We start from the raw sequence: 11747 nt of genomic DNA, 5'->3' as shown, positions 1-11747 counted from the left end.
GGTACGCTAACTGACGAAAGCGAGATCTACGGTGCTTTACGAATTATCGCTTTATCGCCCTGCTCGCTCAGCTGTCGCACGACCAATTGCGGAATAAACGTCTGCGCAACACTCACCACGTCTTTGCTGTTGATATCGACCAATCGCGCCGACACCATTACCCCGGTGCGATGCTGGGCCCAGGTGCCCACCACCACGTGACTGATCGGAATAATTTCATCCAGTTCAAGATAATCTTGCGTCAGAGCAAAATCCCCGTCCTCAGTCACGCGAATAAAATCAGTCGTTTTAAAATCCATCAACGGCAAGTCACTACGGTGCATTTCGGTCATCAACTGCTGCGCCAGTGTTTGCGCAAACGGCGTGCCTTCGTTGTAGTCTGAGGTGACGTTACTAAAAGTCGTTACGCCAATGGTGGTGCGTGTTAAGTCGATAGTTGCGTTGTGTGCTAACTGCTCTGCAATGGCGTTAACATAGTGTGCACTGCCGGGCTCGGAGAAAGGTTTATCGTAAGGCGATAACTGTGCTTTTGGCTCTGGTTTAGGCAACACCGTACAAGCGCTCAGAACAAAGGCACTGCCGGCCAGTAAAAGCATTAAGCGATTCATAGTCAGCTCCTTAAAAATTGCGCTGTAGTTTGCCATCAACGACTTCGCTGCGGCGGTTACTGGCATATAAGTGTTTAGGCACAAACCGGTTTGCAGCCGCCAACACTTGCTGTGACGTGCGATCGATAATCCGCAGATTAACAATAACGCCACCCTGCTCCGGCGCCATGGTGCCAACTAACACCCAGTCAAGCGCCGGTTGTTGGTTTAATTGCTCGGGGTCACGCGTTAACAGCGTGCTGCCATCCTCGGACAGTGACACAAAATCCTGCGCCCGGTAGTCAATCAAACGCACGTTACGCTCCTGCAGATGAGCGTATAAACTCTCGCTCAGTTGATGGCTGAGGCTGGTGACCGAGTCATGCGGATGCGGTAACTCCAGTGAGTCAGCCATCACCCAGCGGGTTAGCCCCAGTTGTGAGTAACCGTCGTCATACTGGCTATGTTGTATTTGCGCGACCAATTGGTCTGCCAATTCATCGGCTACGCCATCATAGCTTTTCGGTTGATGTGCCGTTGCTAATGGACTCAGCACCCATATCAGCAACAAAAAACCTGCGCGTAACATAAACTTCTCCGCTAATGCTTTGTTACGCTGTTATCGGCCTGACCGGGAAATAATTGAGGGGGAATTTCGTGGCGTGCGCGTGCTAAGCGCACACTACAAATTGAGCGCATCAAATAACGCGTCACGATAGGCATTACCAATTTTTAGTTCGGTGCCGTCATGCAAAACCAACAGTGAATAACGCCCCAGCTCACTGCTTATCTCTTTAATTTGTTCGAGATTGACGATAGCCGATCGATGAATACGAACAAACATACTTGCATCAAGTTGCTCAATGACGTTATGCATGGTCTCACGATGCATATACTTGCCGCTCGCAGCATGGATCTCGACATAGTTTGCCGCGCCCTTTATCCAGCGGATCTCGTTTAAAGGCACCAGCTCGATCTTACCCACCGAGCGCACCGGAAATACCCGTTTCATGGTTCTAAATGGTCCGTCCCTTTCCATTACCTCATAATCACGATGGTAGGGAAGCAACACTTTAATAGAGCAATATGTGATTAGTGAATCGTTTGGGTTTTCTAATGAATCGTATTTAGGGACAATCAATCATTCAGCACCGTTAACAAAGCATCAGTAAACTGTAGATAAAAGCGGCAAAACTGCATGTAAGCCATATGACTTTTTATAGCGTCGTGATTTCATTTTTTCGATGAAAAACAATCAAAACAACACTTTTAAGCGCATAAAAAAGTAAATTTAATCACTTTTATGCGCATAAAAATGATAACTCTTGCACTTTTATGCGCAATAAAGTGTAATAGCAGCTAAACCTGAATATATTAAGGGCCGCTATATGAAACGAATACTCCTTGAGAAGCTTCTTTCGTGGAAAAACAAATCACAACGAAAACCTCTACTCATCGATGGGGCTCGCCAAACCGGTAAAACTTATTTGTTGAAGGAGCTTTTGGGCCAACACTTTAAAAACGTTGTTCGTATCGACTTTTTAGAAACCCCCGAAGTTGCGGATGCATTTGAGGACTCTTTAACTCCAGAAGATATACTATCAAGCATCGAGCTCATAACGGGTAAGGAAATTAACGCACAATCCGACTTACTTATTTTAGATGAAATTGGTGAATGCCCTCGAGCCGTCACGTCACTGAAGTACTTTGCTGAAAAAGCGCCAAACATGTTCGTCGCTGCCAGTGGATCTAATATCGGATTATTAACGTCCTTCCCCGTAGGAAAAGTCGAACAATACAATCTGCAACCTTTAACCTTTCAGGAGTTTCTTTGGGCATCAGAAGAAGCTCCTTTAATTAAGGCCTTCGAAAACCAAGCAAACTCGACAGCCGCTCACAAACAACTTTTCGATAAACTCACTGACTACTACTTCACTGGGGGCATGCCCGAAGTCGTGGCCCGCTGGTTTAAAAATTCAGATGAAAGCATCATTAGCAGAGTAGAGGCCGTTTCTGAGCTACACGATAACCTCTTTAATGGCTACTTACGTGACTTTGGTAAATATTCAGGAAAAACTAATGCGCAACTCATCGAATCAGTATTCAGCAGCATTCCAGCACAACTTTCAGCGGTACGAGATGAATCAGTAAAACGATTTAAATTTAAAGACGTTTTTGACAAAAAGTCGCGCTACTCAGACTTCGAGAGCGCTATAAGTTGGCTGCACAAATGCCGCTTGGTGTTAAAAAACTATCCAATAGAAGGGCAGGCGAAGTCACCGTTGGCAGCTTATCAGAAAGAGAACCGGGTAAAACTTTTCTTGTTCGATGTTGGTTTACTCAACCACATGCTGAATACGGGCTATAAGGAGATAAAGCAACAAAGTTACCAATACAAAGGGTATATTGCTGAGAATTTTGTCGCGCAGGAGCTTTCAGCTTTAGGTATTGAGCCGAGCTTTTCATGGAACGACGCTCGTTCAGAAATTGAATTTTTGCTAAGCGACGATCTAGGCAACATCATTCCTGTCGAAGTTAAAAGCGGTCGCCGAACAAAAGCGCGCTCTCTTCAGTCCTATATTAATAAGTGCCAACCAAAAAAAACACTAAAACTGACAGGGACTCAAGGCTCGCCCGTTACTGAGAAAAAGCACTTTGTTCTGCCATTGTATTTTACCCAGTATGTTACGAAGCTTTTGTAGTTTAATTCGCGTTAAAATTTCAGGCACTTTTCTAATAAAAAACCCCGGTTCCCCGGGGTTTTTTATGTCAGAAAACAGCTTAACCATCCATGTGCTTATCGATAAACTGGAGCATTCGCGTCCAGCGTTCAATATTATTTTCTGGTTTATAAAAGCCGTGGCCTTCGCTTTCTTTAAACATCCATTCGTACGGATGGTTCTTCGCCTCCAGCGCATCGCGTAATGCATACGCTTGCTCCGGTGGTACGCGAACGTCCTGACCGCCCTGAATAATAAATACCGGTACTTTTAGTTGGTCTACTAAGTCCACCGGCGACTGGGCCGAGCGCGCTTCTTCAGTATCCGGTAACGCCATATCCAAGTAGTTCATCCCCGACAACGTCTCTGGAATATCACCTTCGACGCGCATCATATTCAGATCATAAACGCCGACAAAGCCGATGGTGCAGTCATACAAATCCGGTTCACGGATGACGGTCATAAGCGCTGCATAACCACCGTAAGAGCCGCCATAAACACACATCCGATCTTTATCCGCAATACCCTCGTCAACCAAGTGCATGACACCATCGGTCATGTCATTGATCATGGTGGTACCCCAGTTTTTATAGCCTGACTGCAAAAACTCCTTGCCATAACCGCCAGACCCACGGAAGTTGGGTTGCAGCACAGCATAACCATGTTCGGCTAATACCTTGGCATCAGAGTCAAGGCGCGTCAGCGTATCGCGAGGACCGTGAGGACCGCCATGGGGTAATAAAATCAACGGCAAATCTTTCGCTTCCTGACCTTTTGGCAGAGTTAATAAGGCTTTAATGGTTAAGCCGTCACGACTTTTATAGGTGATAATATCTGTTTGCGGCAGTTCGTCTTTATCAAGCCACGGCTTTGATTTAATAATCAGTGACAGCGCACGCTTTTCTGCATCAAACAGGTAGAATTCCGTGGGGTAGTTGGCTGAGGACACCGACACTACCATTTTGGAGTTATCGAGCGTTGCAGAGTTAATACCAACACTGGCGTTCGGAAATGCCTTTGACAAACTTTGCACGACACTGGAGAAATATTCATCTTCGACATCAGCAAAGAATACCGTGTCGATACTGTCGTATTCATAAGCAGCACCGATGACCTCATTGGTGCGGCCTTCACGAACACTCATAATCGGCATTAAATCGGTTTCCGGGTGCTCAGCTAAAATACTGATTTCACCTGTGTTCAGGTTCATTGTGGTTAGTGCCAGCGCATCAGTAATAACATCACTTAAGCCAACCACGGTGTTGCCGTCAGGCAAAATATCGATCGGATTAAAGTTACCCTCTTGTTGGCCAAAGCGAGCAATCTCTTTCCATTCCTCGTTAGCCCCCGGCCGGCTCATAATCACTTTTTCGTTAGTGTTATGCGGCTCTTCCCCAGTTGCTAAACGCGTCACGCCATTGTCATCCAGTAATACCTGCACGCCTGTGCCCTCGTATTGGCGCACGGGAGCACGTCCAACCGGCATAGTACGGCCGCTATCGACCTTTAGGCGGTAAATATCGACAAAGGGCTCGCTGGAGTTATTCGGGATCGAATAGATCATTACCTGATCCGGCTCTTCCGGCAGCAGATCGATAATACGCGCATACTGCTTAAGGCCGTCCGAGCGCCAGCCGGTCAAAATCTTTTGGTTGCCGCCATCAGCATTCATGGCAAAGATTTCCCCGGTAGGGAATGGCGTTTCGAATGCACCCACTTCGCGTGCCATGGTCATTACAATGCGCTCGTCACTTACCCAGTCAAAATTACTGACCGATTCAGAGCCACGACCCCGTGTGACCGACAACACTTCCTGATCTTCGATATCCAATACCGTCAGGATAACCCCACCTTCACTGGTACGCGACGTGGCAGCCAGGTACTTTCCTTCAGGGGAAATTTTTATACTCATAAACTGTGCGTGTCGGGCATATTTTTCCAGCACAGGTTTTTTGACAACGTCGTCGGCCAACACAGGGGCAGTTAACAATACTGTGGAGACTACCGACGCTAATAAACGTTTGATCATGTTCTCACCATTTTAATCTTCGTGAACTAAAAAGCCCCCGCAAGCGAGGGCTTTGTTTCGTTCTTACCAACATGACGTTCTAAGTCATCAACTTAGAAGTTGTAAGTAACGTTCGCGAATACACGACGACCTAGGTTGTCGTACTGTGAATACAACGTTGCGTTACCTACCGAACGTACGTATGACGGAGAAACCATAGGAGGCTCTTTATCAAACAAGTTAGCCACACCAACGGTTACGTCAAACGCGTCAGCAAACGTCATATTACCAGACAGCGTGTGATAAAACGTGGTTGGTGTCTCTGCAACAAATGTTACGTCTTCACCGCGATAGCTCGTCTCATTTGTATCATCAAAGTACTCATAGTCGTTAGTTTTATCAACATAACGCATAGTCCAGGTCAGGCTCCAGTCATCGCGCGCGAAGGTTGAAGTTAACAAACCAACGTGCTTCGGATAACCGATTTCACCAATCCACTGCGACGGCTCGCTGTCAGCGAATAACTGGTAGCGTTGCTCGATTTGGTTAGTGTGTTCCAGGTTGACGCGAACACGACCAAAGTCAAACTCATCCTGATAAGTCAGGTTGATATCAACACCTCGGGTACCCTGGCTTGCGATGTTTACGTAACCACCGTTAACCGTATCGATACCCCAGTCACCGTTGGTACCATCGTTACGTGTGAACAGTTCACACAATGGATCGTTCGGGAAGTTTTCTGAGGTGTAACAGCTACGCACGATGTCCGCGCCGCCCAGAGAGGCGATCTGACCAGAGATGTCTACATCATAGTAATCAACTGACGCTGCGAAGGTGTTTTCCGGGCTAGTCCAGACGATACCCGCACTTTCAGCTACTGAGGTTTCAGCTTCCAGGTTACCGGCGCCGCCAGAGGTTACCAAGGTTGCAGAGCTTGTGCCTGCGCCATCATAGTCTAATGGAATGCCATCAGCCTGACAGTTTTGGTACACCTGCTCAGATACGTTACCTTCTTCGTAACGTGCACCATAGTTGTAACATGGGTCAACAGCCATCTGGCCACCGAAACCGGTTTGCCCTGCTAAGAACAGCTCAAACAATGCAGGTGAACGGAATGATGTACCACGCGATGCGCGAATACGCCAATCGTCGTTAATTTCCCAGTTAAGGCCCAGTTTGAACGTGGTGTCACTACCGTAAGTAGAAACATCAGTCCAACGCGCAGAACCAGTGATGTCGACACGTTGTGCCAGGAATACATCAGCCAGCACAGGAACACGCACCTCACCAAATACTGCACGTGAGTTTTGTGAACCAGCTGTACGGCTAGCGCTTGATAAGCCCCACGAGTTACCATTAGCGCTTTGTTCGCCCGGCTGATCGTCTAACTCGTCACGTTGGTATGACGCACCAAAAGCCGCGCCAACAGGACCTGCAGGCAAGGTGAACAAGTCACCAGTGATGTAACCTTCCAATGTTTGTTGCTTATAAATGGTTTCGCCCTGCTCGTAACCAAATAGGAAGTTACGAACTTCATCAGAAGGGTTACCATACAGCAGTTGCGCATCACCAAATGGAACATCTACACAGGTTTTGCCAGAAAATTCAGTTACTTCGCCGTTACAGCTTCCGCCAGTGACCGCATTGTTCTGCGCCATCAGCATCGAATCACGGAAGATAACTTTGTTGCCGTAGGTACCTTTGTTGTAGCTGTTCTGGTAAGAGATATCCCAGTCCCAGAAACCTAAACTACCCTCAAGACCTGCAACAAAACGGGTGTAGTCAACTTTAACATCTGCACCATAATGGTCAGTCAGGTGAACCGGCATAGCATAAGCATTGCCCGACCAGTTTCCAGCCAAGGCCTGTACCGGAATGTAACCGACATCGGCAGTCCAGAATTGACGATATCCCTGAGTCTCGGTTTCACGCGAGCTATGCAGCAATTCGCCGTATAATGTCGTGGTATCAGTCAGGCTGTAGTCCCCCTGCAAAAATGCAGAAGCAGTGACCGTTTCAGGAACCATCGACTCTTTGTCGGTGAATGGATGTTGCTTGCCCCACAGCGGGTCTGATTCTTTATCGTAGCCGACAAAGTAGAAACCTTCTGGGCTGCGTAAGTCACCTGGTCCGCTAGCAGTATCATTAATACTGTCGTAGCCGTTTGAACCTAAGAAACCATCGTAATCATAGAAACCGTAGGTTCCTGTTGGAGTACGAGGAATATTACCTGTACCCAGATCGTATAGCCACAAACCGTAAGGGGTATCATTACAGTGGTAATCACCGGTACGCGGATCAATCGGATCAGCGCGCTCACCCTCAGGGGTAAATAAGTAGCGCTGTGAACAACGGTAGAAATCACGGTCGCCACGTTTCAATTCACGCTGGGCGTTGTAATCGAGTACGAAACGGTATGAACCTTTGTCATAGGTTTCACCAATTGAAGCGTTAATGCGTTGACGCTCACCGCCTGATTCAAATGGCTGACTGATATCAACTGAAATTGATTTGTCATCACCTTTTTTAGTGATGATGTTGATAACCCCCGCTACCGCATCAGAACCGTAAAGTGATGATGCACCATCTTTAAGTACTTCTACACGCTCGATTGCAGAAATTGGCAGGGCATTCATATCGAATGCTGATACCTGACCACGCGTACCTGCAGGTCCGGCACGACGGCCGTTCAACAGTACCAGGGTACGGTTTGCACCCAAACCACGCATTGAAATGGTCTCTGCACCAGCACCACCTGAAGTGACGTAACCGACCGTTAATGCAGATGTAATCTGGCTCGAGCCAGCTGCAACAGTACTGGTACGTAGCAAGTCACCCAAAGTCGCAAGACCTTGTTCAGTGGCTTCTTCGGCAGAAATGATGTCAATTGGGGTTTCGTTAGCGAAAGCATCGGTACGGATACGAGAACCCGTTACCTGGATGCGCTCAGGTTGCTCTTCTGCTGAACTTTCTTGTTCGTCAGTAGTTTGCACACCTTGCACGTCTACGTCTTGGTTTGCATCTTGCGCAAATGCCGGAGCACCCGCCAAGAACGCTGAACCTACGCCGGCCATCAAGATAGTTTTGATGGACCGCGCCAGTAATGACTGTTCGGTCATGTTAAATCTCCCTGAATTATTATAGTTTTTGTCTAATTGTTAAGCGTAGCTATCCTCTGCGCCTTACCCTGTATAAACTTATAAACACAGAGTTGTACAATCAGAACTGCATAACATATAAAATTCACATCAATTTAACAATAGTTTTTCAAATGTAATTTTCTATTTCGATATAACGCCTCGCTATTAACATGCTCATAGCCGTGGAAAAAGCCCTCGCGAACGAGGGCAACGTCCAGGGACATTCAACTTAGAACTCGTAGGTTGCGCTGATAAATGCACGACGACCGGTTAAGTCATAAAGTGCGTTACCCGTGTAACCCGGAGGTACCTTGTCGAAAATGTTACGAATACCACCGCTGATGCGGAAGTTTTCGTTAAAATAGTAACCTGCAGAGAGGTCATGTGTGAAAATTGAACCGACGTATGCCGGACCCACGTTCTCATATGCCTCTAAGCGAGGAGTCACGTTAAATAACGCCGAACGGTCGATAAAGCGAGTTGCCCATGACACGGTCAAATCGTCCAAACGATAGTTCGCGGTAAAACGGAACTGCCACTCAGGGTCACCAACTTGGCCGGTGTTAACATTCTCCTGTTCAGGTTGATCCTGGAACGGGAAGTTAACAAAGTCGATCAAGTGGTTAACGAACAGTGAGCTTGATATCGAGCCTGGCAAGTCAAAATCAGCCAACTCGGTTTGATAGTTAACTTCCATCTCTACACCAGAAGTCTCAAGCGATGCGGCGTTCAGGTAACCTGATTCTACTGCCGTTAACTGTGAATCAGGACCACGGGTGACCTGACTGCAGAAGTTATTATTGATACCACTTTCTGAATCGACACAGTTATTGATAACCGTCTGCGGTGCGATAAATGTAATCGCGTCTGTAATCTCAATGTCATAGTAGTCGATAGTTGCAGAGAAGTTCTCAATAAAGTCAGGAGTCCAGACAAAACCAGCAGTCAGTGAATCTGACTCTTCCGGATCCAGGTTTGGGTTACCGCCAGAGATCAGATCGATACTCACGTTAGTGTTTGATTCGAAGTTGGCCGGTACGCCCAATGCCGCACAGTTAGCTTCACGGTTTGGATCGTTATCAATGTTGTTTTGATCACATGGGTCGGTAATATTAACGAAACCCGGTGAACGCGGGCTGAACGCCTCAGTGATGTTTGGTGCACGGACAGCTTTACCAAAGGTACCACGCAAACGATATTCACTGGTTGGAGCCCATACCATGCCAACTTTCCACGCATCTGCAGAACCAGCATGTGAGTAATCAGCGCCACGGTATGCCATGTCAACACTCAGCTCTTCGGCAAAGCTAACACCGGAAAGTAATGGGAAGTTAACTTCGACAAAACCTTCGGTCACGTCATACTCACCGTATTCGTTTGGTGTAGCCGCATTGTTAGTTAAGCCACGACGGGTGAATTCATCAGTAAGTGTTTCTGATGTTTCTTCACGCCATTCAAAACCGAAGGCTATGTCAATAGGACCACCTTGCAATTGCAGACTGCCGGTATCGGTAACGAAAGACGCACCGATATACTCTTGCGTGATTTTATCGTCACGAGTAACGTCAGCACTCATAAAGGCAATTGCTTCAGGTGTCGCGTTTTGACCGAATGGATTGTATGGAACACACTCTCCACCTGTGTTAACCAAGCCCGCATCCGGATCTCGACATACGATGTTACCGTCGGCATTACGCACCGTATCAACCGCCGCAGCAATATTTTCCGGGATTGACTCGTTCAGCGTATTACGGCGGTTACGGGTTTCGCCATAGCCGTAATATAGGTCGTAAGTCATCAATGATTCGCCTAACTGGAAACCACCGTCAACACCGTTTACGAAACGGAACAATTCACGACGGTTCGATGCGGTACGGTTGCCCCAGTCTTCAAAGAACTTAAACATGACAGCGGCACCGATACCTTTACCTAGCAAGTTGGCTCGTAGCTCTTCATTTAAGTAAGGGTTCTCAGCAATGTTGATTACTGTAGATGTGGTAAATGCCGGCTGGAACTGTTGCTCAATATCCGCTTGCGTGTATTTAAAGTCGGCATAGTAACGCGCGTTTTCAGTCATATCGAAATTGACAGATGAACCTACGTTAACGCGGTTAACTTCTGGCTGTAGGTTAACGTAATCCTGAGTGAAGGCACAGGTATCGCAACCATCAGGGAACGAGCCAAACAGGGCACTGTTAGTGCCAACACGCGGCGGCTGAATCACATAATCGCCACTCGGCAAAAAGCCATAGAAGTTATCGGCTAATAATACACCGTTGCCCGAGATATATTCCGAACCGACGTTGCGTACAAAAATACGGTCAGGAATACCGTCTAAACGCCCGGTATCTTCAGGATTTAAAATGGTTCCCCAGCTTTCGAACTGGCGAATGTCATTTTCCATGGTTTCCTGGATGCGGTTCATGCCCGCATAAAAGGTTGCGTTACCACGACCATTCATGAAGTCGCCACCACCAAGAATCGTGAATTCGTGCGTACGCGCACCCACACCCTCAGTCGAGCCCGCTGCCTGGCCGCTGAATTCAAGACCTTCGTAGTCATCCTTAAGGATAACGTTGATAACACCGGAAACCGCATCAGAGCCATAAATTGCTGATGCACCACCGGTCATGATCTCGATCCGCTGAATCATGCTTGATGGGATGGTTGATAAATCAACAGATGCCGAACCTGGCGAGCCCGCCACGTGACGCTTGCCGTTAACCAACACCAGCGTGCGGTTAGCACCCAAACGGCGTAAGTCAGCAGAACTGACACCCGCGCTGGCGTTGCTTTCGCGGTTACCGATCAAGGTGTTGGTTGCACCAACTGCTGGTAGCTCAGCCAAAATCTGACCCAAATCCGGTGATGCGAAGCGCTCAATCTCGTCAGCGTCAAGTGAAAGAATCGGTGTTGCCTGAGATAGTTCAGGACGGGCAATACGTGACCCCGTTACTGCAATACGCTCAACTTGTTCTTCCGCTTGCTGTTCTTCGTTTTGTGCTGGTTCTTCTTGTTGCTGTGCCATAGCTGGTGCAGCAATAAATGCAGAGCTTACGCCTGCAAATAAAATCGTTCTAATAGAACGAGCCAATAATGACTGTTCATTCATAGTGTGTTCTCCCCGATATTTTCATTATACCCGAGTTGTATAACTCCTCAGGACACCGAGAGAGTATAAAACCCACACAATATTAACAAGTGTTTTTTTTGTGTTAAAATTCCTAATTTATAGAACAAAAAAAGCCCTTATTTAAAGGGCTTTGATTTAATTCGATTTTTTTAGTGAATG

The 11747-nt window shown here is 47.2% G+C and carries 7 protein-coding genes; 1 reads left to right on the top strand and 6 read right to left on the bottom strand.

Translation table 11 applies throughout. From position 1 onward, the window contains the following. Nucleotides 1–26 precede the first annotated feature (26 nt). From DEU29_RS02965 to DEU29_RS02955, 3 genes are all read right to left on the bottom strand, one after another. The gene (locus DEU29_RS02965) at nucleotides 27–608 is read right to left on the bottom strand and encodes a FlgO family outer membrane protein (protein WP_133538753.1); all 582 of its coding nucleotides are present in this window, start codon (nucleotides 606–608) and stop codon (nucleotides 27–29) included. A gap of 10 nt (nucleotides 609–618) precedes the next feature. After that, nucleotides 619–1176: a FlgO family outer membrane protein gene (locus tag DEU29_RS02960; RefSeq protein WP_133538752.1), complete on the bottom strand. Its 558-nt coding sequence runs from the start codon at nucleotides 1174–1176 to the stop codon at nucleotides 619–621. A 93-nt stretch (nucleotides 1177–1269) separates the two neighbouring features. After that, entirely contained in the window at nucleotides 1270–1599 is a 330-nt protein-coding gene (locus DEU29_RS02955; RefSeq protein WP_166635868.1) for a LytR/AlgR family response regulator transcription factor, read from the bottom strand. A gap of 376 nt (nucleotides 1600–1975) precedes the next feature. Between DEU29_RS02955 and DEU29_RS02950 the strand changes: the two genes are divergently transcribed. Next, nucleotides 1976–3289, top strand: a complete 1314-nt coding sequence (locus DEU29_RS02950) for an ATP-binding protein (protein WP_133538750.1) — start codon at nucleotides 1976–1978, stop codon at nucleotides 3287–3289. A gap of 79 nt (nucleotides 3290–3368) precedes the next feature. On the opposite strand, the gene DEU29_RS02945 is transcribed toward DEU29_RS02950, so the two are convergent. From DEU29_RS02945 to DEU29_RS02935, 3 genes are all read right to left on the bottom strand, one after another. Continuing rightward, nucleotides 3369–5336, bottom strand: a complete 1968-nt coding sequence (locus DEU29_RS02945; RefSeq protein ID WP_133538749.1) for an alpha/beta hydrolase family protein — start codon at nucleotides 5334–5336, stop codon at nucleotides 3369–3371. Between the two features lie 92 nt (nucleotides 5337–5428). Continuing rightward, complete coding sequence (locus DEU29_RS02940; RefSeq protein WP_133538748.1) at nucleotides 5429–8434, bottom strand: TonB-dependent receptor plug domain-containing protein; 3006 nt, start codon at nucleotides 8432–8434, stop codon at nucleotides 5429–5431. A gap of 250 nt (nucleotides 8435–8684) precedes the next feature. Continuing rightward, nucleotides 8685–11567, bottom strand: a complete 2883-nt coding sequence (locus tag DEU29_RS02935) for a TonB-dependent receptor domain-containing protein (RefSeq protein ID WP_133538747.1) — start codon at nucleotides 11565–11567, stop codon at nucleotides 8685–8687. Between the last annotated feature and the right edge of the window lie 180 nt (nucleotides 11568–11747).

This window comes from Idiomarina aquatica (assembly GCF_004362895.1).
Taxonomy (GTDB): Bacteria; Pseudomonadota; Gammaproteobacteria; order Enterobacterales; family Alteromonadaceae; genus Idiomarina.
This window is presented reverse-complemented; position numbering and strand designations above follow the sequence as displayed.

Coding starts and splice junctions, on each gene's coding strand:
- DEU29_RS02935 (WP_133538747.1), bottom strand. CDS start 11,567: ATGAATGAACAGTCATTATTGGCTCGTTCTATTAGAACGATTTTATTT.
- DEU29_RS02960 (WP_133538752.1), bottom strand. CDS start 1,176: ATGTTACGCGCAGGTTTTTTGTTGCTGATATGGGTGCTGAGTCCATTA.
- DEU29_RS02940 (WP_133538748.1), bottom strand. CDS start 8,434: ATGACCGAACAGTCATTACTGGCGCGGTCCATCAAAACTATCTTGATG.
- DEU29_RS02965 (WP_133538753.1), bottom strand. CDS start 608: ATGAATCGCTTAATGCTTTTACTGGCCGGCAGTGCCTTTGTTCTGAGC.
- DEU29_RS02945 (WP_133538749.1), bottom strand. CDS start 5,336: ATGATCAAACGTTTATTAGCGTCGGTAGTCTCCACAGTATTGTTAACT.
- DEU29_RS02955 (WP_166635868.1), bottom strand. CDS start 1,599: ATGAAACGGGTATTTCCGGTGCGCTCGGTGGGTAAGATCGAGCTGGTG.
- DEU29_RS02950 (WP_133538750.1), top strand. CDS start 1,976: ATGAAACGAATACTCCTTGAGAAGCTTCTTTCGTGGAAAAACAAATCA.